Genomic DNA, 25,927 nt, shown 5'->3' with positions numbered 1-25,927 from the left:
TCACTTATGTGGCGTCTTTTTATTTAAATAAATTATATCTTGATAATATTTATTAATTATTTTATTATTTAACCATAATTAGTTTTTCATAAAAAGGAGGGGATGAATATCGATAATTTTGTTAAAGGTAAGGCAGTTGTTGTATTTGATCCTCCTTTTTATCGTTTGATTATCGAAAATACTTTTGATGATAATTATGAAGTTGCAAAGATAACTTTAGGAACATCTGAGCCATCTGCATATTCGATAAACAATCTTATAAATAAGAAGTGGTCAAGATTTAGGTTTTATCAAAAAGCTGCTGACGAAGTGGATATTTCCGAAAAAAGAATCAATCCTAAGAGGCTACAAAGAATTAGTAGAAAAGAAGTTTCTAAAGGAATTGGTACTAAGGCTCAACAAGCTTTAAAAGAACAAAGCCAATTAGAAAAGAAGACAAGTAAAAAGAAAAAAAGTGAATATAACAGAGAAAAGAAATTAATGAACTTCAAGATGAAGCAACATAAAAAGATGGAAAAACATAAAGGTCATTAATTATATTCAGAAAAAAGACGCCACTTATGTGGCGTCTTTTTTATCTGAGATGGAATTTATCGATGATGTATACAAATAAATTGACTATCTGAGTATAGATTCCGATGACAATAAGTCCAATTACTGTATTGCTGACAATAGAAATATAGCCCATCCATATAATGATTATTATTCCTATTAAAATAAGGAAAATGGTTAGAATTTTAACAGAGGTCCTTGCATTAGGATCTTTAAGAATGGACTTTTTGTTTTCTGGTGACTCTAAACCAGTTTTTTTCATAAATTGGTTATTAGCGGCTTGAACAAGTACGATTCCAATGAAAAAGACCAACGCAGTGGCATTATTCATAACCGCTAACAGTGTAATCGCAAGGCTACCAAGTGCAGAAATTCCATACTTTAATTCCAAGTAATTACTTTGGACCTTATCCTTTTGTAGATATTCTTTTAGTCCTGAATCCTCGTTTAAAAGGGTATCTAGTGAAATTTGATAGAGATCACTAATTTTCACTAGACTCTTGATGTCTGGATAGCTGTTTTCGTTTTCCCAACTTGAGATGGTTTTGCGAGAAACGTGTAAGTGTTTTGCGACATCTTCTTGAGTCATATTTTTGATTTTGCGTTGTTCTCTGATACGTTCACCAAATTTCATTATGTATCGTCTCTTTTCTCTTAAGATAATGACTTTATTTTATATAAAAAATGCTATTTTTGGTAGCCAAGTTTCTTGGACATGTTGATATATCAACGTTTTAAAAGAAAAATATTTTTATGCAAAATATATCGACTATTAAATACAACAATGGGATAATGGGACGTGAATAAAGGGGGAGGTGTTTTTCGTGACTGACAATTTAGAACATCGAATGTTTTTAGGTAGGGTCGTTACAAGTGACGATTTCTCGACCGACAAATCATTGGTTCAAGTTGGTGGTATTTGGTATCGTTATGATTTATCCGATAATTCTACCTATGATGATCAAGCGAAATACTCGGTCGTGAATAACACAGGTAATACTCTTCATTTACAAAAAATTAAGTGAGGTATTTGTTATGCCATTTGGAGTTAAAGTCATTCGTCAAAATAACGAAGGATTAGTTGAAACATTAGGAAAGTACAGCCACACTTTAAGTTCTGGTTTGCACTTCTACATTCCATTAATTCAACGCGTTAGAACCGTTAGTCTAGCAATGCAACCTAAGCTACTACCAAAGTATTCATTGATTACTAAGGATAACGCTGAAGTATTAGGTAGTGTCAGTTTGAACTACCACGTGACTGAACCCGTTAAGTACCAATACGAAAATACCGATTCAGTAATGTCCATGGTCCAATTAGTCCGTGGTCACTTAAGAGACATCATCGGTCGTATGGATTTAAACGAAGTGTTGGGTTCTACTAAGGAAATCAATAAAGAGCTAGCCGATGCAATTGGTGATTTAACCGACATCTATGGAATTAACGTTGATCGTATTAACATCGATGAATTAACTCCAAGTAAGGCCATCCAAGAAGCCATGAACACTCAACTTACTGCTGACCGTGAACGCCAAGCTGAAATTTCACGTGCTGAAGGGGATGCCAAGTCAGTTGAATTACGTACTAAGGCGCAAAACGAAGCTCTAGTTGCGACTGCTGAAGCCAATGCTCAAGCTACTAAGACTAAGGCTGATGCTGAAAAGTACAGAATCGACAAGATTCAAGAAGCTTTGCAAGGTGCCGATGACAAGTACTTCAATGCTCAAAGCATCGAAGCATTCAGTAATCTAGCTAATTCAGATACCAACATGGTGGTTGTACCAAATGATGGTGCAGACTCATATGGTCAAATGACTACTTTTGCAAAACTACTAAAGCAAAACGGCGAAAAGAAAGAAACTAAAGAATAACAAAAAAGGAATCGGTAATTAGCCGGTTCCTTTTTATTTACTAGTATTTGAATAAAATTGTATTCATACCAACTGTATCTGAGTGGAATGTTGTTGCAGGTGCTACGTAGTGAGCCCATTTATTTAGAATGGTGTCACGATGTAGTTTGTCAACAGTTAGGTATTGTTCTAATGCTGTATATGCGGAAGCCTGCAAGTTAAGACGTCCTTTTCCGTTGTTATTAAATACTAGGAAAGGAACTCCATCGAAAGTACTTTGGTATGAGAAATTAGCAGCACTAGGATAGTTAACAATGACTTCACCATAACCACTTAGTTTGGCGTTGTAAGACTTGCCATTTGGACGAACGTGATCGAACTTTTTAAATAGTTCTTCTGATCGAACCTTAGCACGTTTGGCCAAATCCTTAGTGGTCTTTAGAGCATGTAGTTTATGTTGACGACGTACTTTGTTGATGTCTTTTAGGACATAGGCTGTCATCTTAGAATTTACAGTCTTTAAATCAATATATTTTACGGTAATTGATGATGGTAACTTATCGTAATCGACATTTTGATATAGGTAGTAAGGCATGTAATTTTTTATCTTTTTGACGTAACCGTTCCAAATTGGATCTAAAGTATCTGAATCCATGTTATAGGCAGAAACGGCATTACCAGTTGATGTCATTACTTTGTCGTCAGCAAGTTTTTGCCCCTTGGTGTTGACGTAATGAATAGTAACGGTCTTTTGTGGTTGAGCTGGTGCATCTTCCGTGTATGTAAATGAATTGTCAGATGTATCGTCGGCCTTAGCTGTTACATTCAGAATGAAAATGATGCTTAAAGCAGACATTACTAAAACTAAAAATTTCTTCAAAATATTACCCCCTTGTAATTAATGTCAATTATATCTAAAAAGATAACTTAATATTGTACTTATTAAGTAAAGTTAATAACTTTTGATATATTTGTTCAAAAAAAGACCTGACGTACGTCAGGTCTTTTATTTATCTTTTTTAATACCGTTTTTCTTTTTGTGTCGATCGTCACCGTATCCCCAAATACAAAGGGTTCCAAAGAAGACAAGAAATACCATTGCAAAGTCATGGAATGAATAACTATTTGAAGCAACCATTAAGAAGATGGTTAAGATATCAATTAGTAGTGGTAGAATTCCACCGACCCAAAAATATTTAGTATCGGTTAGTACATACACTTCTAGTAGGTAAAGTGCGGCAAGGACTAGTAGAAAAATAATGAATCCCATTTCATTTTCACATCCGTTCATAATTAATGTATTACTTAGACATGATATATCAAATTATAAGAGAACTCAATTCGAAGAGGCGTTTACGATTATCGGATTTTCTGCGGTTGCAAGTCTATAATTCTACAATTGACAATGAAGAATAAAAAAAGACCTGACAAACGTCAGGTCTTTTCTTTTAGTATTCGATTGTACGTCCAGCCATCCACTTAATCATCTTTGGATCATGGTGATCAAAGAATTGGCTTTGGTTAGTATCTAGTGTCTTGATTTGTTCCATATCTTCGTCTGATAGTTCGAAGTCTAAGACATCGATGTTTTGTTGCATTCTTTCTGGTTTAACAGACTTGGCCAAAGGGATGATATCTCTTTGGTACAACCATCTAAGCACAACTTGAGCGACTGACTTGTTGTATTTATCACCGATTGATTGAAGTAGTTCATTCTTGAATAGGTCATGCTGACCTTCAGCGAAAGGAGCCCATGCTTCAATTTGAACACCATAGTCTTGCATGTATTGAACCTTTTCAATGTTTTGGCAGAATGGGTTCACTTCGATTTGAGCTACCATTGGTTTGATGTCGTTGAATTCGGCCAGGTTAGTAATTTGCGCGTTGTCAAAGTTGGAAACACCGATTAACTTAACTAGACCTTTTTTATAAGCTGCTTCCATTGCTTTCCATGCTCCAAATACATCGTTGTATGGTTGGTGGATTAACAATAAGTCTAGGTAGTCTAATTGAAGGCGTTCAAGTGAATCTTGGATTGCCTTAGGTGCCTTTGCAGCAGTCACATCTTGCACCCAAAGCTTTGAAGTGATGAATAGGTCTTCACGTTTGACGATGCCTTCTTCAATCACTGCTTTGATTCCTTCACCGACTTCTTGTTCATTTCCGTAACTAGCGGCGGTGTCGATTAAACGGTAACCAGTTTTGATGGCGTCAATGACGGCTTGCTTGGCAGCACCTTCATTTGGTACTTGGAAAACACCAAAACCAAGGGTAGGGATAGTAACGTTGTTTGCTAAAGTTCTTTTGTTCATACTTATTCTCCTTTGTTTTCGTCTTTTTGATTCATTACGTGTTCTTCGAAATGGTCGATTTTAAATGTTAGATAATCGACAGTCTCTTGTCGTTTGGCAATCTCAGCTAATAATTCATTGCGTTGTTCGATTAATAGCTCCTTACGACGATCTAAATCATCAATGTCTTTTAGATAGAGATGAACGAATTCCAGCAATCTTTCAATCGACATACCAGCATTGCGCAATGCCTTGATGTAATATACCCAATTGGCGTCTCGATCTGAGTAATCACGATAGCCACTCGCTTTTCTTTTGACGGGAGGAAGTAGGCCAATTTTCTCCCAGTAGCGAAGAGTATCCTTTGATATATCTAGTTTCTTGCTGACTTCATTAATGTTCATTTGATTACCTCCAGACTTGATTATTAAAAAGTATAAACCTTGGAGTTGACTCCAATGCAAGCGAAAAACAAAAAAAGTTATCACTTTTTTGTGATAACTTTTTATTTGTTACGGAAATAGTAGATGAAAATGAAGATTTCCAAAGCGGCAATAAGTATGATTAAAGGTAATATTATATGATATCTTGCTAATTCAATGGTTACTATAAGTAACGCAGCTAATATGAATTTTAAATATTTATTCAATCTAAATGTATCAGATATTTGTGATCTTTCCAGATTAATGGACTTAATAAATTTATTGAATGATAAAAGAATTAATACAAAGAGCAAGTACATTAAAAAGATGGTCGCATTTTCGTATGTTGATGATATGGCATTTACTGAATTTAAAAAGTATAGTAACAAAGCAAACATAGTAAAAGAAGCAATGGAGCACCTTAAACCTAATAGCTTTTTACTTAGGTCATTTTTTTCGATGAATTCCTTCATCCCACTATCTTCCTTTAGCATCGTATCCAATGAAATATCATACATATCACTTAATGAAATTAGGCTCTTAATGTCAGGGTAGCTCTTTTCATTTTCCCAACTGGAGATGGTTTGACGAGACACATTTAATTTTTCCGCTACGTCGTCTTGGGTTAATTTTTTGATTTTTCTTTGTTGCTTTAAACGATCACCAAATTGCATTTTTATCGCTTCCTTTTCAAATATTGATTGTGATAATTATATAAAAGTTTGTCAAAAATAGTTAGCTAAGTTTCTTTGCAACATTGATATATCAATAAATAAAGTGCTTTTTAATTATGATATAGATTGCGATATTTATTATTGTTTTATGATATGATTTACTTAGTAACGAAAGGAAGTTCACGATGAAAAAAGATCAATTATTGCAATTGTTTATCGAACACAAGGATGAATGGGTGTCAGGTAACCAACTAGCAAATGAAATGAACATTAGTCGTACCATGATTTGGAAACTGATTAATCAACTAAAAGAACAAGGTCATCAAATCGACAGCAAGACTAATCAAGGCTACAAGTACATAGGAAACGACGAACTAAATCCACAACTAATCGAATCTGACTTAGATAATGATTACGAAATTATCTTCAAAAAGGAAATCACATCTACTAATTCATATGCCAAACAAATCAACGATCAAAATCCAGATGGCAAACATCGTTTGGTGATTGCTGAAAAGCAAACGCAAGGACATGGCAGAAGGGGAAGAAGTTTCTATTCTCCTGCCCATAGTGGAATCTACATGAGCATGGTAGTGCCATTCCATGATGCTAAACATTTAAACCCAGGGTTATTAACTACCATGACAGCAGTGGTTGTTGCCAAGGCGTTAAAAAAGAGCTATCCAGAAGAAGACTTCTTGGTTAAATGGATCAATGATATCTATGTAAACAACAAGAAGGTTGTTGGAATCCTAACTGAATTAGTGATGGATGCTGAATTAATGCAACCTTCCGCAATCGTTGTCGGTGTTGGAATTAGTCTATCTGCCAAAGAAATTCCCGAAGAAATGAAGGATAAGGTTGGTTGGATCAGCGACAAGGAAATCGATAAGAACAAGCTAGTTGCCGACATCGTTAATGGCTTTGATGAAGAGTTCCCACACTATTTAGAAGCTAACTTCATAGAAGACTACCAAAAGATGTCATTCTTAAATGGAAAACAGGTCAGTGTTGATACTACCAAGGAAACAATTGATGGAACTGTCACCGGAATTGATAAAGAAGGTCACTTGTTGTTAGATGTTGATGGAAAATCAACAACCATTAATAATGGTGAAGTCGTAAAAGTGAATTTTTAAAAGACACCTTGTTCAAGGTGTCTTTTATATTTTAGGAATAACCGAATTATCTATTACTGAATTTTATATAATTATATAATTATGTATTTTTCATCAATTTATTGTTAAATACTAAAAATATGGTGCTATATTATAAAAGCATTTTTTAAATTAGAGGTGGAAATATGTATAAAAAATTTAAGAAATATTTATTTATAATGCTAGCTTTAATACTTACTATGTCAGATGCAGGGCTCATTAAAGCACAAGCTTCAAATTCTTGGTCAACAAGAGAAATTATGAAGCAAAAAGAACAAAGTCGTATTAAATACAGAAAAACTATGGATAAAAAAGTCGCTATTTTTTCTAAACAAAATAGTGATAGGTCAATTTATAGTACACTTTCAAATGTTGAAAATGATATAAGTGGTGCTTTTAAAAATACATATAATTTTTATGAACAAAACTATGTGATTAATCAACAAAATAGACTTAATGAATTCAACAATTTACTTAATAAAATAAATAATTATGATGTTAACGATATTAGTTATGATAACGTTAATAACATTTATGAAACATCTACAAAATTTTGGGGTTATTTACCAGATAGCGAATATGAAAATGTGAAAAAATATTTTCCAGTTAAGGACTTCTCTTTTACTGATGCCTTCCGACCATTTATAGATGGACTAAAAGATAATACGGTTAAGGCTAAATATGTTTATGGAAAATATGTAGTGTATAGTAACGAGAACATAATTAACTTTAATAAAATGAATGTTCAGATGGGAAGAGATGGTTACAAAGGAGTCTTTCAAGACGATAAAGATCAAATATTATATGGAGGTATACCAATCATAACCTCTGCTAATTTGAGTTACGTAAATAGATTGTTTTCTAATTATGAAACAGAATCAACAAAGTCAGCTGTCGAATTTTCTAAATTAGCTAAAAAATCAAGCAATAAATCAATTGATGCATTAAAAACGTACTTTGCAGTTGAAGATGTAATTGATGATTTGAATTATTTCGAAAATCACTCCGGTAATATATTAGAGTATAGTAATGGTAAATGGATCCCAGGGACTTATCATGGATATGATAAAGTTCCAAATAAATCTATTGATAATGATAAAATTATTCTTCACAAATTAGACACTACTTTAAAATATATGAGCATACACCGCCACAAAAAAGAAGCAAAGAAACATGCAAATAAAGTAGACACAAAGAAATCTAATAAAAAGCTATCAAATAAGGCAAAAAAGAAGTATGTAAAGAATAATACGCGCAAGAAAAAAGCATCAAAAAAAGTTAGTAAAAAGCATGCGAAAAAAGTTGCCAAAAAGAAGAACAACAAGAAGCCAGTAAATAAAACAAGAAAGAAACGTGTAAAGAAGAATACGAACAAGAAAAAAGCATCAAAGAAAGTTAGTAAAAAGCGTGCGAAAAAAGTTGCCAAAAAGAAAATCAATAAGAAGGCATTAAACAAGATCAAAAAGAAGAGTGCTAACAAAAAAGTATTCTCGAAGACTTTACGTAAGAAAAAAGCATCAAAGAAAGTTAGTAAAAAGAAACATTCAAGAAAGCACGTTGCTAAAAAGTCTCGCTCAAAGAAACACATAACCAAAAAATCTCATGCAAAGAAACAAACTCATAAAAAGCATAAAAAGTAATTTTTAAAAGACACCTTGTTCAAGGTGTCTTTTTTTCACCGATTCAAGACATTGTTGAAATATGTATGATTATCTTTAAAAAAATTTAATACTTTTAAACACTATACTATCAACGTTTCTTACGTGTATATACACACCGTGTCTAATATTTAGTGTTATTTTATTCATCTATTTTTTAAGATTAGTGATATATTAAGCGTAGATTATAAACTTATAATCTACTCTGGTTTGCAATATGTGTCTTGTCTGTTGTTTTTGCTGAAATACGGGTGACTGTATTCTTGGCTTTTTGTATCAATAAAGATGATTTTTTGATTAGAATTTTTCATTTTAACCGAAATGATCACCTGATTGTATAGTACATATATGATGCATCTATACAGTTTTTAGATTTACTGTTTCACGATGATGACAACGTCATTACCGAAATTTTTAAATTGAAAACGAATCCTGAATAAGGATATCAAGGGGGATTTTATTATGAAAAAGAACTTTAAAAAGGCCGTACTAGCTCTAGTACCTGCCGCAACTCTATTTTTCTCAACTGGTGTAAGCGCATTTGCTGCTACTGAATCAACACCAGCATCAGCACAACCTTCATCAGATTCAAGCAAGGGTAGTTCAGAAGGTAGCTCAAACAGTTCATCTACAACTGGTTCAACTACTACAACTGGATCAACCACCACTCCAGCAACTGCTTCAACTACTACAACAAGTACTTCAACCACACCAGCTTCATCATCAGATTCCAACAAGAGTTCAGATGCTAAATCATCAGATACAACTGCATCAAAATCAGATGATAAATCTGCTTCAACAGACGCAAATAAGGATGCATCTACATCAACAGATGCAAAGAAGGATGCAACCACAACATCAACAGATGCAAAGAAGGATGCAACCACAACATCAACAGATGCAAAGAAAGACGCAACCACAACATCAACAGATGCAAAGAAAGATGCAACTACAACATCAGCAGATGCAAAGAAGGATGCAACCACAACATCAACAGATGCAAAGAAGGATGCAACCACAACATCAACAGATGTAAAGAAGGATGCAACCACAACATCAACAGATGCAAAGAAGGATGCAACTACAACATCAACAGATGCAAAGAAGGATGCAGCTACAACAACAGACGCAAAGAAAGAAGCAACCACAACATCAACAGACACTAAGAAAGAAGCAACTAAGTCAGAAGCTAAACCAGAAGCAACCAAGACTGCTACAACTACTGAAACTACAAAATCAGAAGCTAAACCAGAAGCAAAGAAAGCTGCCAAAAAACATGTAGCTAAAAAATCATCAAAGAAAGCTTCAAAGAAGGTTGTAAAGAAGACAACTAAGAAAGAAGCTAAAAAGGCTGCTAAGAAAGCTGCTGCTAAGAAGGCCGCAGAAAAGAAAGCTGCTAAAAAATCAACTAAGAAACATGCAAAGAAAGCAACTAAGAAGCATGTAAAGAAGACTTCACATAAGAAGGCTGCTGCTAAGAAACATGCAAAGAAGCATTCAAAGAAAGCTTCAAAGAAGCACGCAAAGAAAGTAACTAAGAAACATGCTAAGAAGGCTTCACACAAGAAGGCTGAAAAGAAAGCTTCACACAAAAAGGCTGCTCACAAAGAATAGTCAAAATAAAAAAGATCATCGAAATGATGATTCTTTTTTTATATACTTGACTTAGAGTTAACTCTAAATAGTACATTTATTCTTGAAGTTAGTAGAAAGGACCTTTTTTATGAGTAAATACAGCATTGGTGACTTTGCCAACAAAGTCGGTTTGACCACATACACATTGAGATACTATGAGAAACAAAAGTTAATTATCCCTAAGCGTGATGAAAACGATCGTCGCTATTACGATGATCAGGACGTAAAGTGGATTGGATTCATATTGCATCTTAAGGGAACAGGTATGTTAATGACTGAGATTCAGGAATATGTCGAGTTGCGTAAACAGGGTGATTCCACCATTGACCAACGAAAGCGATTACTGCAATCAGTCAGAAAGAGAAGTTTGGCTGAAATTAATGAACGCAAGTCCCATCTAAATATCTTATCTCATAAGATTGATTGGTATGACGGCAAACTAAATCATAAGGTCGACGAAAGATTCGAAGAATATCTTAAACGATTTAGATAGGAGTTATCGCTAATGAACGAAGAAGTAAAGAACGGAATTATTTTTAATCGCGGACCTAAGAACGATGCATACGCACAATACTTTACTGGTCAAAGCTACTTACAAGGATTGATTAGTCCGGAAGCAGAAGTCAACGTTGGTGTGGGAAACGTGACCTTTGAACCAGGATGTCGTAACAACTGGCATATTCATCATGATGGATACCAACTACTATTGGTGATCGGAGGAAAGGGTTTATACCAAGAAGAAAGCAAACCAGCTAGATTATTACAACCTGGGGATGTCGTAGTCACTCATGATGGTGTCAAACACTGGCACGGAGCAACTGCCGACAGTTGGTTCTCACATGTCGCAATCACCGCTGGGACTCCGGAATGGTTAGAAGCTGTCAGTGATGAACAATACAGCCAAGCTAATAATGAAGGAAAGCGTGATTAATATGAAGAAACAAACAGCAGGAAGAGATAATCTAGGTGAATTTGCTCCTAAGTTTGCTGAAATTAACGATGATGTTTTATTCGGCCAGGTGTGGAGCAGAGAATCACAGTTATCTTTAAAACAACGAAGCATGATTACCATCAGTAGCATAATTGCTGCTGGTAACTTTGAACAATTGGAAGCTCATCTTAAGATGGGAAAACAAAATGGCATTACTGAGGATGAAATTGCAGAAATGATTACACATTTATCCTTTTATGTCGGTTGGCCCAAAGCGTGGTCAGCGTTCAATATTGCTAAACAAGTATTCTAATAACTTTCGTGAATTACGGAATGATTATGAAAAAATAAATGCTAATATGAATTGATAACCGGTATGAAGCCGGTTATTTTTTTATTCTCATTTTTGCCGCTAAAAATATAAATAGTTATATCTTGATAATTTTAACGTTATTAATTAAGAGAAAAATTAGGGGATGCTCTTATTTGTATTAATTATAAATTAATCATTATTAAAAGATAATAAAACATTTAACATACTTAATTTTTTTAAAAAAGAAAATGCTAGTATGAAAATATTCGTATTATTTTCATTTATATTTTAGGGAGGATTTTTTCAAAATGAACAAACGGTTCAAAAATATGGCATTAGCAATTATTCCACTTTCGGTTATGGTAATGTCATATGCTTCAAATGATTATGCGAAAGCAGCAGTAAATAACAGTAATCATGGTTCAAAGAAGGATGATGTGAATAAGTCATCTAAGGATATTATTGGTGCAGCGGCCAAAATCCAATCAGAACTATCAAATTACTACAATGGAACATTAAGTTATGTTAAGGGTGACTTTATTAATGACTTAGCCCAAGCTATCAACTATGATCCAGAAACACAAGATGAATTTGCTAAGGAAATTCAAGCAGCTAAGGATTCTGTGGCATTCGAACAATCAACAGATAATTTTGATAAGAATTTGAATTATTTGGAATACATTTCTAAGTCACTTGATGAAGCAGCTAAGATGCTAAACGATGCCAAAGACGATGCTGTATACAATGAATTGAAAAATTCAATTGATGATGATTTAAACCAATTAAATGATTCTATTAACAATGCAGTTAAGAAGGCACAAGCAAATAACAACAAAGAAGCAGTAAAAATTATCGATTCAGAAGAACAAGATATCGATGGATACCTTGATAATCTTGATAAGGCAATTGAAGCTGCTGGACGTGTTCAAAAGGAATTTACTGATAAGGGTTACGACAAAGCGGAAATCAGCGCTTTGAGCGAATCCATTAATAACCATTTAGAAGTTTTGAACCATGTTATCGATGAAGCACAATCTGTAGCTGTTGGTACAGATGTTAAAGTAATTAATGATCAAGTTAACACTATTAAGGAAGCTATTAAGGATGCTGAAAAGCAAACAAATGACACAATGGCAAATGTTAGCTTTGACGACTTTAAGGATAAGCTAGATGAATTAAGTAATGAACTTAAGAAGGCTGAAGATAACACTAATGGCACAGTTGCTGAAAGTAGCTTGAAGGACTTTCAAGATACACTTAACGAATTAAATGATGCTCTTAAAAAGGCTGAAGATAACACTAACGGCACCATTGCTAAAGTAAGTCTAGATGACTTCAAAGATAAACTAAGCGAATTAAGCGATGGACTAAAAAAAGCTGAAGACAATACCAATGGCACAATAGCTCAAGTTAGTCTAGATGACTTTAAGGACAAACTAGATGAATTAAGCAATGCGCTAAAGAAGGCCGAAGATAGAACTAACGACACGGTAGCTCAAGTTAGTTTAGATGACTTTAAGGATAAGTTAGATGAATTAAACAATGCGCTAAAGAAGGCCGAAGATAGAACTAACGACACAGTAGCTCAAGTTAGTTTAGATGACTTTAATGATAAGTTAGATGAATTAAACAATGCACTGAAGAAGGCCGAAAATAACACTAACGACACTCTTGCTCAAGCAAGTTTAGACGACTTTAAAGACAAACTAAACGAATTAAACAATGCGCTAAAGAAGGCCGAAGATAGAACTAACGACACAGTAGCTCAAGTTAGTTTAGACGATTTCAAAGACAAATTAGATGAACTAAGTAATGCACTAAAGAAGGCTGAAGATAGAACTAACGAAACAGCAGCTCAAGTAAGTCTAGATGACTTTAAGGACAATTTAGATGAATTGAGCAATGCGCTAAAGAAGGCCGAAGACGACACTAACGACACTCTTGCTCAAGTTAGTTTAGATAACTTTAAAGACAAGTTAGATGAATTAAACAATGCACTTAAAGATGCTGAAAAGAAAACAAAAGAAACCATTAATGGTGTTGTAAACGCTGATCTTCAAGACGAAATGAATGACCAAATGGATGAGCTAAATAATTCAGTAAATGCATTGGCAGATGCCGTTCAAAAATATCAAGAACAAAATGATGCCAACCAAGCTAAGATGAACGATGCATTAATCCAAGATATTAATGATAACTTGGATCGTCTAAAGCGTATATTTGATCAAGATATTCAAACATCAAACGAAATTAATGAAAAGAACGATGCTAAGATTTACGCATCTAACGTTGATGACATCAATGATGGATTGAATGCACTAATTGATGCTCAAGCTAAATCAAATAATGTAAACAGTAAGAATGATTCATTGTTAATTGACGGTGATGTTAAAGCTATTAATGATTCTGCTGCTAATTTAGTTAACGTATTTAATGAAGTTAAACGCTCAAACCAAAAAGACTACAGTGCTCTAAGCAAGGGACAATTAAGTGATATTAATGCTAAAGTTAGCGAACTAGGTAAGGAAATTGCCAAAGTTGCTAAGGAAAATGACAAGAACACATCACGCATGAGCAAGTCACACGTTAAATTGATTGACAAACATCTAAAGGCGCTAAGTAAGGCGGTCAAAGGATTCAAGATCGATAACAAGAATGATGTTCAAGACGGTTTAATTGCTATTGGTAAGCAAACAGCTAGCTTTGAAAGCACATTAAATAACTACAAGGGTCATAGTAAGAAGGCTGACAAGCGAATTGATTCATTTGTACGCAGAATTAGTAATGCTACATCATCAATTGATGATGCTTTCTATGGCGCTATCAGTGACAATAACACTATTAAAGTTGATAACGATAAGCAAAACCAAACTAAGATTGCCAATGCTTTAAATGACTTATCACAAAAACTAACTGCTGCTAAATCAAATAATACTGATGTATTTGCGGTAATGAATGCTAATGGTATCAACAATGCATTGGACTCACTAAACAACACAGTTATTAATTTGAGTAACAACTCAAGCAGAAACGACAATATTGTTATTGATGATAACCAAAGCTCAATTAGCAATGGTCTAAAAGCATTGAACGATTTAGTTTCACAAGCTGATGCTAATAACAAATCACACAACAGTGAAATGAAAAAAGGTGCACAAAGCAACGTTAATGATGAGTTAGATGCTCTAATTAGTAGTGTTGATGAATTCAAGAGCAATGATAGCAAGCATAATTACGATGCTTTATCAGACGCACTTGCTGGTTTGAAGAAGGCCGGATTAAGCGATGCTAAGGCAGTACAAAATGTTCAAAACATTGTTAAATCAATGAATGATAAGGTATCTAATGATGCCAAAATTGACTTAACTGGTGCTTCTGACGTTGATAACGACATCAAGGCATACCACGACACATTTGGCGATGCTGTTGAAAATGAATTAGATAAATTAGCAGCAGAAGAAGATGCCAAATTTGATCAAGGTATGTCAGAATTTGATAAGAAGTTTAATGAACAACAATCCGCTAAAGATAATTCAAATGATGGTAAGAAATTATCATTAAGAATGACAGCTTCAGATGACGATTCTGATGATTACCAAGAACGTCCATTAACTGGAATTCCAAGTGGTTACGAAAAACAATTCAACAAATACTTGATTGAAAACATTAAGAAGTCATCAGTAATTCAAAACATTGTTAAGAATCTTGAAACTAAGTTAGCAAATGTTAACTCAATGAAAGATAAGTTAGCTATTTTGGATAAGATGGATGCTGATAAAGTTATTTCATCAAAGGAATTAAGCGATGATTTATCACAATTATATGGATACGCCGATACACTTAAGAATGATGATGCTAACCAAAATTACACCACTACAACTGACTTTAGTGATTTAACTAAGCAAATTAATCAATTAAAGGCTGACTATGCTCAAGCATTACTTGAAGATGCAATGAACAACCAACCATCAGATGATTCAAAGGCCAATGATGACAAGAAGCCATCAGATGACCAAAAGGCCAATGATGACAAGAAGCCATCAGACGATTCAAAGGCCAACGATGACAAGAAGCCATCAGATGACCAAAAAGCTAACGATGACAAGAAGCCATCAGACGATTCAAAGGCCAACGATGATAAGAAACCATCAGACGACCAAAAGAACAATGATGATAAGAAGCCATCAGACGACCAAAAAGCTAACGATGACAAGAAGCCATCAGACGACCAAAAGACCAACGATGACAAGAAGCCATCTGATGACCAAAAAGCCAACGATGACAAGAAGCCATCAGATGACCAAAAGGCCAATGATGATAAGAAACCATCAGATGACCAAAAGGCAAACGATGATAAGAAACCATCAGATAATTCAAAGGCCAACGATGATAAGAAACCATCAGACGATTCAAAGGCCAACGATGACAAGAAACCATCAGACAATCAAAAGAACAACGATGACAATACTGCTTCATCTACTAAGATTGATGGTGACAAGGGCAATGATTCAACTCTTACACCTGATGTAAAACCTGATCAACCTGCGGTTAACCCATCAAACAAGAACAATGCTGGTCAACCTAAGAAGCCAGGTAAGAAACCTGCCAAGAAGGCTCCTAAGGCTAAGAAAGTTTCAATTAAGAAATCAAAGAAGTCACTTGCTAAGCTAAACAAGAAGCTAAAGCACAAGAAGATGACTAAACGTGCTAAGAAGGCGCTATTAAAGAAGATTCACGCACTAAAGAACAAGATTAAGCGCGCCATCGTAAGCCGTGACAAGAAGAAACTTGCTAAGATCAACAAGAAGTTACACAGCAAGAAGATTTCTAAGAAGACTAAAAAACGTCTTCACAAGCAAGCAGCAGCTCTTCGTAAAGAAATTAAGAAGAACTACGTAAAGCCTGCTAAGAAGAAGGTTGCTAAAAAGACTGTTAAGAAACACGTTAAGAAGTCTTCAAAGAAGAGCAAAAAGACAACTAAGAAGTCAAAAAAAGTTTCAAAGAAGTCATCTAAGAAATCAAAAAAAGCTGCTAAAAAAGCTAAGAAGCACCAAAAGAAGTTAACAAAACGTGCTGCTAAAAAAGTAAAAGCCGACAAAAAGGCAATTGCTAAAATCAGCAAACAGTTAAAGAAAAAACACTTAACTAAGAAGCACAGACGTAGCTTAATCGCTAAACGTGCCCAACTAAGAAAAGCTGTTCGTAAGTTAACTAAGTAATCTAAAAAAGACGCTATCAAACGATAGTGTCTTTTTTTGTATTCTTTTATTAACAACTTGATTTGACATTTTGGTTAACAATAGATATTATATTTAATTGTTAACTTGTTATAAATAAATGGTTAACAATAAGGAGAGAGATATGAAAACGAGAGACGTTACACAAATCGCGCTGATGACAGCGCTAATTATCGCACTGGCATTTGTACCAGCGATTCCAGTTGCAATTATTCCGGTGCCAATCGTGCTACAAAATTTTGGAATCATGTTAGCCGGCTTACTATTAGGTGGTAAGAAGGGGACCATTTCTGTCGCTATTCTAATGGTGATGGTTGCTGTTGGTTTACCTGTTTTAACTGGAGGTCACGGTGGTGCCGTTATTTTCATCGGACCATCCGGTGGATACTTATTATCATGGCTATTAATGCCTTCGCTAATGGCTCTATTTAACCAACTACTTAGCAGGGTTATTGATAAGAATAGTTTCTGGAATGTTTTAATTTCTACTATTATAGTAAGTATCATTATTTCATACACAATTGCGATTGTATGGATCAGTGTGCAAATGCACATCACATTGAAACAATCATTACTTGCTAACATGGTATTTATTCCGGGAGACATTATCAAGGCAGTTATTGCTGCGTTTGTTGCCAAACGATTATTACCAATCATTAATAAAAATGCTTAATATTTTTCCTTTCATGTGTTCACGTATATAATGGTGACAAAAGCAAAGGGGGATGTTTTCATGGATACATCAAAAATGATTAATCCTATGTTAGGTTGGAAGTTACGTCCACTTGTTGAACAAGTAACTTCAACTGATGATATTGAAGATATCAAGTTTAACTACATGTTAATGCCAAAGCCCGATACACCAGAACACGTAGCTGAATGGAAAAAAGTTTTAGCTGAATATGAAAATAAATAAAAGCAGTAGGCGAAATGCCTGCTGCTTTTATTAATATTATTTTGAATATTATTCTTTATTTGTTTATCAAGTACTTATAAATAATTAATAAAACAATCAATACTATAAACAAAATTGACATATATAGCGGTTTAATATTTCCAAACAAAGATTTGTAAATTGTTTTCTTGTTATTCATAAATATTATGATTGCTGGAATCAAAAGTGAAAAATATTCATAATCGTTACTGGCAAATAGTACTAAAATAAATATGAAAAATAAAACCAAAGAGATATTTTCTTTATTAAGACGTTTGATAATAAACAGCTCCTTTGAAAGTACAAATTATTTTAAACACCTATATTATAGTAGAAAAAAGTTTATAATAGATACATTAATTATTGAAAACGGAGGAAAATATGGATCCCGTATTAATTGTGCTTAGGGGAAACGCGGCAACTGGTAAGACCAGCGTCGCCTCATCTCTACAAGAAAGATTAGGAACCACCGACGTAATGTTGGTTCAACAAGATATCACTGAAGAACATGCCGATACGCAAATTCAAATGATTCAAAAGTTGATTAACTATGGTAAAAAGCATTTCCATTATGTCATCCTAGATGGGGTATTATCCAAGGATACTTATGGCGAAATGCTAAACGGATTAATTGAGGACTTCGGTAGTCAACAATTAGTTTATTACTTTAACGATTCCTTCGAACAAACAGTGAAGTATAACGAACAAAAAATTCAGCCACACGATATCGATAAACTAAAATCATGGTGGATTGATTCTGATTTGCTTTCCGATGAAGATGTTAAATTAGAAAACGGTGGCATTGAACAGTATAGTGATCAAATCATCGATGATATCAACGATTTACCGTTATTCTAGGGTTATATTAGATTGGATTTAAAAGAGAGGTATATTTGTAAATAATTAATATCTAATTAAAAATTATATAAATATGTTATATACCCTTGCTTATGGTTCGTTTTTATTTTATATTAATTCTTGTGTTTTTTTAGATCGTCATATATAATAAGAACAGTTGTTCGCATAAAGGCGATCAGTTAACTCATATTTATTATGTTAATGAGACCTCTCATCTCGTTAATAAATTTATATTTTCTTATCTCTCTCAAAAAAGACCGCTCTCTCTCAAGAAGGTCTTTTTTATTTTACATATTTATCTGGTAACGGGATGTTTAACGACTAGGTCATGCACTTGTTGCTTCGCATCGTCTAAGATGTTTTGATGACCAGGGTGGTTTAAGACATCCACAATGATGGTTGCTACCTTAGCAGCTTCTTCTTCATTGAAGTTACGGCTGGTGATGGTAGGGGTACCGATACGGATTCCTTCCATAGTATCACCATCTTCTAGTGGTAGTAGTTCTTTATTAGTAGCGATACCAACTGAGTAAAGTAGTTCGGCTGCTTGATCACCGGTTAAACCAACAGCATTTAAGTCCAATGTAATTTCATGGTTTTCGGTATCACCTGATACAACACGAATCTTTTCGTCTTGGTTGAAAACCTTAGCCATGGCCTTAGCGTTTTTGACTACGTTTTTGGCGTAGTAATGAAATTCTGGTTTTAATGCTTCACCTAATGCAACCGCCTTAGCAGCAATAACATGTTCCAAAGCACCGCTTTGTGAGATAGGAAAGACTGCATAGTCTAACTTATCTGCATACTTGGCTTTGGCTAGGATCATACCACCACGTGGTCCACGTAATGTCTTGTGGGTAGTGGTAGTGACCACGTCGGCAACTTCAACTGGATTAGGGTGAACACCGGCAGCGACTAGACCGGCAATGTGGGCCATGTCGACCATTAGGATGGCACCGACTTCATCAGCAATCTTTCTAAATTCGTCCCAATAAATGATGTGACTGTATGCTGATGCACCAGCAATGATTAGTTTTGGTTTTACTTCTAGAGCAATTTGGCGAATGTTTTCAAAATCTAGTAATTCTGTTTTAGGGTCAACGCCATAGAAATGTGATTCGTAAAGTTGACCGGAGAAGTTATGTTTTTGACCGTGAGTGAAATGACCACCAGCATGTTCGCTCATTGCAAGAATTCTATCGCCTGGTTGTAAGAAGGCAGCATAGACAGCTTGGTTAGCTTGACTTCCTGAGTGAGGGTGAACATTTGCATATTCTGCATGGAATAATTCTTCCGCACGTTTCTTGGCAATCTTGTCGATTTCATCGATTGCTTCGTTCCCGGTGTAGACACGCTTTCCGGGATATCCTACTGCGTATTTATTAGTTAATACAGAACCTTGAGCCGCGCAAACAGCCTTGGATGCAATGTTTTCTGATGCAATTAATTCAATTACGTTATCTTGGCGATTGTTTTCGTGTTCAATCGCTTTGAAAATTTCTGGATCTTCTTTTGAAAAATCGTACATAATTCATTCTCCTTTTTGGTAAATAAAAAACGCCCTTGTACTTTCGTACAAGGGCGTCGTAACACTGTTCCACCTTAGTTTTATATCAAGTTCACACTTGATACCTCTGGCTCTTAATGCGCATTAAGATTTCGATTCAATTGATAAATCTTGACTGCCTTCATTCAAGGACAAGGTATCTCGTTTCACTAAGTCAGATACTCGCTTAACATGTCGATTTGAATTACTACTTTCAAGTTGCTTTTAAGAATAGACCAAAAAAATTTGACTGTCAACAATTAAATTTGAACTTTTTTTCAACAAGTACCAAAAAATGTTCGTATCAAGAATAGTTGAATGTAAATAAAAAAGGCGCCATTTGGGCGTCTTTTTTGTGTATATGTTTGTTATTGATTTTTATTTTGACTACGAGCAATTTCTTCTCGCTTGCGTTGATTTTCTGCCTTTAGTTGTTCTGTTCTTTGACGCATTTCTTCGTTTTGAACTCGGATTTGTTCAGTCATTTGACGAAACATTTCAGTGCTTCTTTTTGTTTCTTCATTCGCTCTTCTGCGTTCATCACGATCGAAGAACAAGCTGATTAGCCAAACGATGAATAGATAACCGTAGACGAGAACGTAACCAAAACATAGGAAAACTACCATTGCTAGCAAAGCGACAATTATATAACCCATAACCAAAACTCCTTAATATGTATTGTTAGCAAGTAATTATACACGTAGTACAATTACTTGCTGATTTTTTACTTGTGACGAGGGTATTGGTGTTCGATTTCGTAAACTACTTCTGGATCGTCACCAGTACGGAAGTCTTGATTTAAGTCGTCAATTAACTTCATTTCATGGTCTGATAATTCAAAATCATACAAGTCAGCATTTTCAGCAACTCTTTGTGGAGTGCTGGACTTAGGAATGATTGTGACACCGTTTTGTAAGTGCCATCTCAAGATGATTTGAGCACTGGACTTGCCATGTGCTCTAGCGATTTCTTGGATGGTGTCATCGTTTAGCGTAGCACCACGACCCATTGGACTCCATGCTTGGGTAACGATTCCTTCGTCGTCGTTTGCCTTTAGCATTGATTTTTGGCTTAGGTAAGGGTGAACTTCGATTTGGTTTACGACTGGCATTTCAGTAGCCTTAGTCTTTAGTAAATCCAAGTGAGTTTGGTGGTAGTTACTTACCCCAATTGACTTAACCTTACCGGCTTTCTTAGCGTCTTCAAACGCACGCCAAGTTTCAAAGAAGTGTGAACGAACTGGCCAGTGAACTAGTAATAAGTCGATGTAGTCAGTTTGCAGTTTGGCAAGTGATTCATCAATCGCGTCTAAAGTTGATTGGTAACCTTGCTTTGGTTCTGGGATTTTAGTGGTGATAAATATTTCATTTCTGTTAATTTGTAGCTTTTTAATTGAATTACCTAGTAGTTCTTCATTATTATAGAATTGTGCAGTATCGAATAATCGATATCCAGCTTCATATGCGGACTTAATTGCTGCATCCATACTATCTTGATCAGCTAGTTTGTAGGTTCCAAAGCCTTCTACAGGCATTTGGTTTCCATCTCTTAGCTTGACGGTATCTTTAATTGAGTTAGGCATAATAATGGCCTCCTTTGATTATTTAAGTACCACGATTAATGATAGTCCATAAAAACAAGATAAATCAAATTTTTTACATGTTAGGGGTGTCTTTTTGCAATCACGAATTGACAGTCAAAAGGGACTGACTACCAAACAAGCCAAACGTCTATATGATCAAGGCTTGCATAACACCAAACGGAAGGGGTTTACCAAGACCATTCCACAAATTTTACAGGGAAATGCATTCACATTATTTAACTTTATCAATATCGTTTTGGCGGCAATGGTTTTCTATACCGGCGACTACAAAAATCTATTGTTTTTAGTGATTGCAGTTTCTAACACCATCATCGGAAGTATCCAAGAAATCAGATCAAAACGCCAACTAGATAAGATGGCCATCTTATCTCAAGGATTGATTAGAGTCGTGCGCGACGGCCAAATCAAAGAAGTCGAAGATGACCACATCGTCTTGGGGGATGTTTTGTTAATTGGACATGGGGATCAAATTCCAATCGATGGGAAGGTCTTAACCTCAGATTCTCTTCAAGTCGACGAATCACAAATCACCGGTGAAACCAATTCGATTGAAAAGAATCACGGTGATTCAGTTACATCTGGTAGTGTCGTTTTAAGCGGTAGTGCTAGAATTGTGGCGACCGAAGTCGGCGAGGATACATTCGTTAATAGAATGGAATTCGAAGTTAGTCGTACTAAGAAGGATTCTGACAGCAAGATGTTAAAGACCATCAACAAGATTATTAAGTGGTTAACCTTTGTGATTGTGCCACTTGGTGCATTGTTGTTGTACACCAAGATTATGCGTGGGGATGACATAGACCAAGCGATGCTAGGAACCGTTGCTGCGATGATTGGAATGATTCCGGAAGGACTTGTTCTATTGTCATCAGTGACATTGGCGGTTTCAGCTGCTAAGTTGGCACGCCACAAGGTCTTAGTGCGTGAACTACCAGCGATTGAAACTTTGGCGCGTGTTGATACCATCTGTTTGGATAAGACTGGGACCATTACTTCTGGAAAACTAAAGTTTGAAGATGTATTGCCTTTCAACAATCATTCCAAGGATGAATTAAAGCACGTCTTAGGTAGCTTGGTATATGCGTTTGAAGACGATAACGAAACATCTTCAGCTATCAAACAAGCAATCGCAAATCCTAACGTGAATGTCGTAAAGAGTTTTCCATTTTCTTCTGACAAGAAGTGGAGTGGGGTCGACACCGATGAAGGTAACTTCATCATGGGTGCTCCTCAGTTCATTATCGAAAACATGAGTAAAGAAGTCTCAGACACCATTAGCGATTATGCCAACCAAGGATACCGTGTCTTGGCATTGCTACAAAGTCACAAGGACTTAACTGAGGATTTAGATGATGCCCAATTACTAGGTTTAATCCTAATCAGTGATGAAATTAGACCGGACGCTAAGAGTACTCTTCAATATTTCGTTGAACAGGGAGTTAGTTTGAAGGTGATTTCAGGTGACGATCCCAAGACCGTTAGCGCAATTGCCAAACGAGTAGGGTTAAAGGACAGCGACAAGATTGTCGACATGACTGAAGTTCCGTTTGACGCCGACTACCAAGAATTGGTAAAGGACAACGCGGTCTTTGGTCGTGTGACACCACAACAAAAGAAACGCCTCATTCGTTCATATCAATTAAACGGTAATACCGTTGCGATGACCGGAGACGGGGTTAACGATATGTTGGCGATGAAACAAGCCAACTGTGGAATTGCGATGGCTTCCGGTAGTGAAAGCACCAAGGGAATTGCCGACTTCGTTTTGATTAATTCAAACTTCTCGGCAATGATCGATGTCCTAGCCGAAGGACGCCGTGTTATCAATAACATCGGTAGTGTGGCTTCGCTATACTTGATTAAGACAATGTTCTCATTGTCATTAACCATCTTGTTTATGTTTAGCATTCACAGCTATCCATTTCAACCAATTCAATTGACACCAATCAACACCTTTATGGTTGGATTGCCATCATTCCTATTGGCATTAGCACCTAACTATCAAAGGGTTACCAACCAGTTTAGTACCAAGATATACAACATTGCGTTGCCAGCAGCGATGACGATTGTTGGATACGTTGTGTTGATTATCTACATTGGAAAGGCCTTTGACTTTAACTTTGTCCAAAGAGCGACAATCAGTGTCTTGGTTACAGGATTCATCTACTGGATTGCCTTGTTTAAAGCGTCACGTCCACTCAACAAGGTTAAGTTATCCATCATTGTGCCATCAATTGTGATATTTGCGGCCATCTTCTTATTCTTCCCATCGGTATTCTCACTGGTAGATGTATTTACGATGCCAATCTTCATTCCGGCAGCCCTAGTTGTTGTGACAGCTGTACCAGTGTTTATCGTAATGTCATCAGTTGTTTGTCGAATCTTGATTAAGATTAATCCAGAAAAATTTGATGACTCCATTTAAGCTAGTATATAAAACTACTTGATGTGGTATAATAATGACATTGAGGTGATCTAATGAACAGCAAATATACCAAGTGGCAGGACCAAATGAAAGAAGTTACTTTACCAAAGTGGGAAGAACTTCCCAAGTTTGATTTATACATGGATCAGCTAGTGGCCGTTGTCAACGAGGCGATTGGACCACTAGGGATGGATACAGTAACTAAGTCCATGGTTAATAATTACGTAAAAAACAAGGCGACATTTGCGCCAGTTAAAAAGAAATATCAAACTGTCCATGTGGCAGACATTATAATTATCAGTTTATTGAAACCAGTCTTTTCAATTAAGGACATCAGACGTGGAATTGACGAAATTACTAAGCAACAATTTCCTAAACAAGCCTATGATGAATTCATTGAAATGTTGGTTCAAAAGCTACACCATATCGCAGACGGTAAGTCGGTCGCTAACAACGATTCAGAGATTGAACAACTATTAAGTTCAATCGCGGATACAATTGTTAACCGCTTGATTGCCAACGAAATCTTTGAAGATATGATTTATGAATAATAAAAAAGCATCCTACGTTTGTAGGATGCTTTTTGTTTAGATTATAATAATAAGAAAAATGGGGGATTGGCATGGAAACTATCGATAAGTTAAAACAATACGTCGAACAACAACTGGGTGATGACACTACCGGACACGACTACACCCACATTCAAAGAGTTGTTGCATTGGCCAAGACAATTAGTGAACAAATAGAAAATGCTGATTTATTAATTGTCTTAACTGCTGCATACTTGCACGACGTGATTGACGATAAGTTAATCGATGATACATATGACAAACAAAAAGAGGTGCAATCCAAGTTAGTACAACTGGATTACACCTCAGCACAAATTGATGAAGTGATGGATATCATTACGCACATGTCTTACAGTGCAAATTTAAAACATCACTATGAATTATCGATTAATGGGCAGATCGTCCAAGACGCCGATCGACTAGATGCGATTGGCGCAATTGGCGTTGCCAGAGCTATGTACTTCGGAGGTCACTTTGGTGATACCATCTATGACCCCGAACAAATGCCTCGCAATGATATGGACAAAAGTCAATATCGTGAGCATACAACGGTCATTAATCATTTTTATGAAAAGTTATTCAAACTACCTGATTTAATGAATACGCCGGTTGCCAAAGAAATGGCGGACAGACGTAGTCAATATATGCACGATTTTGTGAGGGAATTTAAGGATGAATGGCAAGGCATTCACTAATTAGATACGTAATTACTTTACGATATCAACGAAGTGACCGTGAACTAAGTTAACTAAATCAGTTGCATCTAGTTCAACGGAGCGACCAACTTGTCCGGATGATACCAGAATTTGGCCTTGGCGCTTAGCTTCGTTATCAATATAGATAGGGTAGTGGAACTTTTCGTAGATTCCAACAGGTGTGTTTGCACCATGGACATACCCAGTGGTCTTCAATAGATCCTTTAGTGGAACCATGTTGACCTTCTTGTTGCCAGATTCTTTGGCAAGTCTCTTTTCGTCTAAATGTTGATCCAAGGGCACCACGCCAACAACTGGACCAGTTTCCTTACCTTCAAGCACTAATGTCTTGTAGATACGATGTTGATCCATGTCTTCTTCGACTTCTAGTTGAGCGACGTTATTTTCGTCGTGTGTTGCGAATTGGTGTTGGATATAAGAAATGTTATTTTTATCAAGAATTTGTTCGACTAATGTCTTATGAACTTTATTTTTCTTCTTTTTTCCCATTTCAAAATCACCTCGGTAATTATTTTAGCATAGAATTGACAACCAATTAACGTTAATGTAGTATAT

Annotated in this window: 26 protein-coding genes; 16 read left to right on the top strand and 10 right to left on the bottom strand. The window is 35.6% G+C overall.

Translation table 11 applies throughout. The annotated features are described in order from the left end of the window. Positions 1–102 precede the first annotated feature (102 nt). Positions 103–534, top strand: a complete 432-nt coding sequence (locus J3U50_RS07010) for a YjdF family protein (protein WP_301945936.1) — start codon at positions 103–105, stop codon at positions 532–534. Positions 535–574: 40 nt separating this feature from the next. On the opposite strand, the gene J3U50_RS07005 is transcribed toward J3U50_RS07010, so the two are convergent. Beyond that, positions 575–1,186 carry a helix-turn-helix domain-containing protein gene (locus J3U50_RS07005; protein ID WP_301945935.1) on the bottom strand — a complete coding sequence of 204 codons (612 nt, stop codon included), beginning with the start codon at positions 1,184–1,186 and terminating at the stop codon, positions 575–577. 190 nt (positions 1,187–1,376) lie between these two features. Between J3U50_RS07005 and J3U50_RS07000 the strand changes: the two genes are divergently transcribed. Continuing rightward, the gene (locus tag J3U50_RS07000) at positions 1,377–1,577 is read left to right on the top strand and encodes a hypothetical protein (protein ID WP_053791378.1); all 201 of its coding nucleotides are present in this window, start codon (positions 1,377–1,379) and stop codon (positions 1,575–1,577) included. Positions 1,578–1,587: 10 nt separating this feature from the next. Next, positions 1,588–2,424: an SPFH domain-containing protein gene (locus J3U50_RS06995; RefSeq protein WP_054607829.1), complete on the top strand. Its 837-nt coding sequence runs from the start codon at positions 1,588–1,590 to the stop codon at positions 2,422–2,424. A gap of 40 nt (positions 2,425–2,464) precedes the next feature. Here the strand turns inward: J3U50_RS06995 and J3U50_RS06990 are convergent, their stop codons facing one another. From J3U50_RS06990 to J3U50_RS06970, 5 genes are all read right to left on the bottom strand, one after another. Then, positions 2,465–3,283 (bottom strand): CAP domain-containing protein, encoded by an 819-nt coding sequence (locus J3U50_RS06990; protein ID WP_301945934.1) that lies wholly within the window; start codon positions 3,281–3,283, stop codon positions 2,465–2,467. Between the two features lie 126 nt (positions 3,284–3,409). Next, a complete protein-coding gene (locus J3U50_RS06985) occupies positions 3,410–3,673 on the bottom strand; it encodes a hypothetical protein (protein ID WP_248605952.1) in 264 nt (87 codons plus the stop codon). Between the two features lie 178 nt (positions 3,674–3,851). Then, positions 3,852–4,715, bottom strand: a complete 864-nt coding sequence (locus tag J3U50_RS06980; RefSeq protein ID WP_301945933.1) for an aldo/keto reductase — start codon at positions 4,713–4,715, stop codon at positions 3,852–3,854. A 2-nt stretch (positions 4,716–4,717) separates the two neighbouring features. Beyond that, positions 4,718–5,098, bottom strand: coding sequence for a MerR family transcriptional regulator (locus tag J3U50_RS06975; protein WP_301945932.1), 381 nt, complete (start codon positions 5,096–5,098; stop codon positions 4,718–4,720). 101 nt (positions 5,099–5,199) lie between these two features. Then, entirely contained in the window at positions 5,200–5,790 is a 591-nt protein-coding gene (locus tag J3U50_RS06970; RefSeq protein ID WP_301945931.1) for a helix-turn-helix domain-containing protein, read from the bottom strand. Positions 5,791–5,975: 185 nt separating this feature from the next. On the opposite strand from J3U50_RS06970, the gene J3U50_RS06965 reads away from it, so the two are divergent. The 10 genes from J3U50_RS06965 to J3U50_RS06920 all read left to right on the top strand — a co-directional run bounded on the left by J3U50_RS06965 (position 5,976) and on the right by J3U50_RS06920 (position 18,513). Next, entirely contained in the window at positions 5,976–6,929 is a 954-nt protein-coding gene (locus tag J3U50_RS06965) for a biotin--[acetyl-CoA-carboxylase] ligase (RefSeq protein ID WP_140967876.1), read from the top strand. A gap of 164 nt (positions 6,930–7,093) precedes the next feature. After that, on the top strand, positions 7,094–8,587 hold the full coding sequence (locus tag J3U50_RS06960) for a hypothetical protein (RefSeq protein ID WP_301945930.1): 1,494 nt from the start codon (positions 7,094–7,096) through the stop codon (positions 8,585–8,587). A gap of 480 nt (positions 8,588–9,067) precedes the next feature. After that, on the top strand, positions 9,068–10,219 hold the full coding sequence (locus tag J3U50_RS06955; RefSeq protein ID WP_301945929.1) for a hypothetical protein: 1,152 nt from the start codon (positions 9,068–9,070) through the stop codon (positions 10,217–10,219). A 109-nt stretch (positions 10,220–10,328) separates the two neighbouring features. Next, positions 10,329–10,733 (top strand): MerR family transcriptional regulator, encoded by a 405-nt coding sequence (locus tag J3U50_RS06950; RefSeq protein WP_301945928.1) that lies wholly within the window; start codon positions 10,329–10,331, stop codon positions 10,731–10,733. Between the two features lie 12 nt (positions 10,734–10,745). Then, on the top strand, positions 10,746–11,171 hold the full coding sequence (locus J3U50_RS06945; protein ID WP_301945927.1) for a cupin domain-containing protein: 426 nt from the start codon (positions 10,746–10,748) through the stop codon (positions 11,169–11,171). Between the two features lies 1 nt (position 11,172). Further along, positions 11,173–11,484, top strand: a complete 312-nt coding sequence (locus J3U50_RS06940) for a carboxymuconolactone decarboxylase family protein (RefSeq protein WP_301945926.1) — start codon at positions 11,173–11,175, stop codon at positions 11,482–11,484. A gap of 308 nt (positions 11,485–11,792) precedes the next feature. Beyond that, positions 11,793–16,703, top strand: a complete 4,911-nt coding sequence (locus tag J3U50_RS06935) for a hypothetical protein (protein WP_301945925.1) — start codon at positions 11,793–11,795, stop codon at positions 16,701–16,703. A 142-nt stretch (positions 16,704–16,845) separates the two neighbouring features. Next, the gene (locus J3U50_RS06930; protein ID WP_301945924.1) at positions 16,846–17,394 is read left to right on the top strand and encodes a biotin transporter BioY; all 549 of its coding nucleotides are present in this window, start codon (positions 16,846–16,848) and stop codon (positions 17,392–17,394) included. A gap of 60 nt (positions 17,395–17,454) precedes the next feature. Continuing rightward, on the top strand, positions 17,455–17,637 hold the full coding sequence (locus J3U50_RS06925) for a hypothetical protein (RefSeq protein ID WP_034530997.1): 183 nt from the start codon (positions 17,455–17,457) through the stop codon (positions 17,635–17,637). Positions 17,638–18,036: 399 nt separating this feature from the next. Further along, positions 18,037–18,513: a hypothetical protein gene (locus J3U50_RS06920; RefSeq protein ID WP_301945923.1), complete on the top strand. Its 477-nt coding sequence runs from the start codon at positions 18,037–18,039 to the stop codon at positions 18,511–18,513. 295 nt (positions 18,514–18,808) lie between these two features. Here the strand turns inward: J3U50_RS06920 and glyA are convergent, their stop codons facing one another. The 3 genes from glyA to J3U50_RS06905 all read right to left on the bottom strand — a co-directional run bounded on the left by glyA (position 18,809) and on the right by J3U50_RS06905 (position 21,641). Beyond that, positions 18,809–20,041, bottom strand: coding sequence for a serine hydroxymethyltransferase (gene glyA, locus J3U50_RS06915; RefSeq protein ID WP_301945922.1), 1,233 nt, complete (start codon positions 20,039–20,041; stop codon positions 18,809–18,811). Between the two features lie 386 nt (positions 20,042–20,427). Further along, entirely contained in the window at positions 20,428–20,715 is a 288-nt protein-coding gene (locus J3U50_RS06910; RefSeq protein WP_301945921.1) for a hypothetical protein, read from the bottom strand. A gap of 68 nt (positions 20,716–20,783) precedes the next feature. Continuing rightward, on the bottom strand, positions 20,784–21,641 hold the full coding sequence (locus J3U50_RS06905; protein WP_301945920.1) for an aldo/keto reductase: 858 nt from the start codon (positions 21,639–21,641) through the stop codon (positions 20,784–20,786). Between the two features lie 94 nt (positions 21,642–21,735). Here J3U50_RS06905 and J3U50_RS06900 point away from each other — a divergent pair, with 94 nt between their 5' ends. The 3 genes from J3U50_RS06900 to J3U50_RS06890 all read left to right on the top strand — a co-directional run bounded on the left by J3U50_RS06900 (position 21,736) and on the right by J3U50_RS06890 (position 25,351). Continuing rightward, positions 21,736–24,087, top strand: a complete 2,352-nt coding sequence (locus J3U50_RS06900) for an HAD-IC family P-type ATPase (RefSeq protein ID WP_301945919.1) — start codon at positions 21,736–21,738, stop codon at positions 24,085–24,087. A gap of 53 nt (positions 24,088–24,140) precedes the next feature. Further along, positions 24,141–24,638 carry a DUF1836 domain-containing protein gene (locus tag J3U50_RS06895; protein WP_034530989.1) on the top strand — a complete coding sequence of 166 codons (498 nt, stop codon included), beginning with the start codon at positions 24,141–24,143 and terminating at the stop codon, positions 24,636–24,638. A gap of 71 nt (positions 24,639–24,709) precedes the next feature. Next, positions 24,710–25,351, top strand: a complete 642-nt coding sequence (locus J3U50_RS06890) for an HD domain-containing protein (protein ID WP_301945918.1) — start codon at positions 24,710–24,712, stop codon at positions 25,349–25,351. A 12-nt stretch (positions 25,352–25,363) separates the two neighbouring features. On the opposite strand, the gene J3U50_RS06885 is transcribed toward J3U50_RS06890, so the two are convergent. Next, complete coding sequence (locus J3U50_RS06885) at positions 25,364–25,861, bottom strand: aminoacyl-tRNA deacylase (RefSeq protein WP_034530987.1); 498 nt, start codon at positions 25,859–25,861, stop codon at positions 25,364–25,366. Between the last annotated feature and the right edge of the window lie 66 nt (positions 25,862–25,927).

It is taken from the genome of Lactobacillus sp. B3795, from assembly GCF_026535805.1.
Lineage (GTDB): Bacteria > Bacillota > Bacilli > Lactobacillales > Lactobacillaceae > Apilactobacillus > Apilactobacillus kunkeei_C.
This window is presented reverse-complemented; position numbering and strand designations above follow the sequence as displayed.

Excerpts from the sequence above, each read along its gene's own strand:
- J3U50_RS06925 (WP_034530997.1), top strand. The coding sequence starts at position 17,455 with ATGGATACATCAAAAATGATTAATCCTATGTTAGGTTGGAAGTTACGT.
- J3U50_RS06905 (WP_301945920.1), bottom strand. The coding sequence starts at position 21,641 with ATGCCTAACTCAATTAAAGATACCGTCAAGCTAAGAGATGGAAACCAA.
- J3U50_RS07010 (WP_301945936.1), top strand. The coding sequence starts at position 103 with ATGAATATCGATAATTTTGTTAAAGGTAAGGCAGTTGTTGTATTTGAT.
- J3U50_RS06885 (WP_034530987.1), bottom strand. The coding sequence starts at position 25,861 with ATGGGAAAAAAGAAGAAAAATAAAGTTCATAAGACATTAGTCGAACAA.
- J3U50_RS06950 (WP_301945928.1), top strand. The coding sequence starts at position 10,329 with ATGAGTAAATACAGCATTGGTGACTTTGCCAACAAAGTCGGTTTGACC.
- J3U50_RS06960 (WP_301945930.1), top strand. The coding sequence starts at position 7,094 with ATGTATAAAAAATTTAAGAAATATTTATTTATAATGCTAGCTTTAATA.
- J3U50_RS07005 (WP_301945935.1), bottom strand. The coding sequence starts at position 1,186 with ATGAAATTTGGTGAACGTATCAGAGAACAACGCAAAATCAAAAATATG.
- J3U50_RS06910 (WP_301945921.1), bottom strand. The coding sequence starts at position 20,715 with ATGGGTTATATAATTGTCGCTTTGCTAGCAATGGTAGTTTTCCTATGT.
- J3U50_RS06995 (WP_054607829.1), top strand. The coding sequence starts at position 1,588 with ATGCCATTTGGAGTTAAAGTCATTCGTCAAAATAACGAAGGATTAGTT.
- J3U50_RS06980 (WP_301945933.1), bottom strand. The coding sequence starts at position 4,715 with ATGAACAAAAGAACTTTAGCAAACAACGTTACTATCCCTACCCTTGGT.
- J3U50_RS06890 (WP_301945918.1), top strand. The coding sequence starts at position 24,710 with ATGGAAACTATCGATAAGTTAAAACAATACGTCGAACAACAACTGGGT.
- J3U50_RS06935 (WP_301945925.1), top strand. The coding sequence starts at position 11,793 with ATGAACAAACGGTTCAAAAATATGGCATTAGCAATTATTCCACTTTCG.
- J3U50_RS06975 (WP_301945932.1), bottom strand. The coding sequence starts at position 5,098 with ATGAACATTAATGAAGTCAGCAAGAAACTAGATATATCAAAGGATACT.
- J3U50_RS06930 (WP_301945924.1), top strand. The coding sequence starts at position 16,846 with ATGAAAACGAGAGACGTTACACAAATCGCGCTGATGACAGCGCTAATT.
- J3U50_RS06940 (WP_301945926.1), top strand. The coding sequence starts at position 11,173 with ATGAAGAAACAAACAGCAGGAAGAGATAATCTAGGTGAATTTGCTCCT.
- J3U50_RS06985 (WP_248605952.1), bottom strand. The coding sequence starts at position 3,673 with ATGGGATTCATTATTTTTCTACTAGTCCTTGCCGCACTTTACCTACTA.
- glyA (WP_301945922.1), bottom strand. The coding sequence starts at position 20,041 with ATGTACGATTTTTCAAAAGAAGATCCAGAAATTTTCAAAGCGATTGAA.
- J3U50_RS06895 (WP_034530989.1), top strand. The coding sequence starts at position 24,141 with ATGAACAGCAAATATACCAAGTGGCAGGACCAAATGAAAGAAGTTACT.
- J3U50_RS06965 (WP_140967876.1), top strand. The coding sequence starts at position 5,976 with ATGAAAAAAGATCAATTATTGCAATTGTTTATCGAACACAAGGATGAA.
- J3U50_RS06970 (WP_301945931.1), bottom strand. The coding sequence starts at position 5,790 with ATGCAATTTGGTGATCGTTTAAAGCAACAAAGAAAAATCAAAAAATTA.
- J3U50_RS06955 (WP_301945929.1), top strand. The coding sequence starts at position 9,068 with ATGAAAAAGAACTTTAAAAAGGCCGTACTAGCTCTAGTACCTGCCGCA.
- J3U50_RS06945 (WP_301945927.1), top strand. The coding sequence starts at position 10,746 with ATGAACGAAGAAGTAAAGAACGGAATTATTTTTAATCGCGGACCTAAG.
- J3U50_RS06920 (WP_301945923.1), top strand. The coding sequence starts at position 18,037 with ATGGATCCCGTATTAATTGTGCTTAGGGGAAACGCGGCAACTGGTAAG.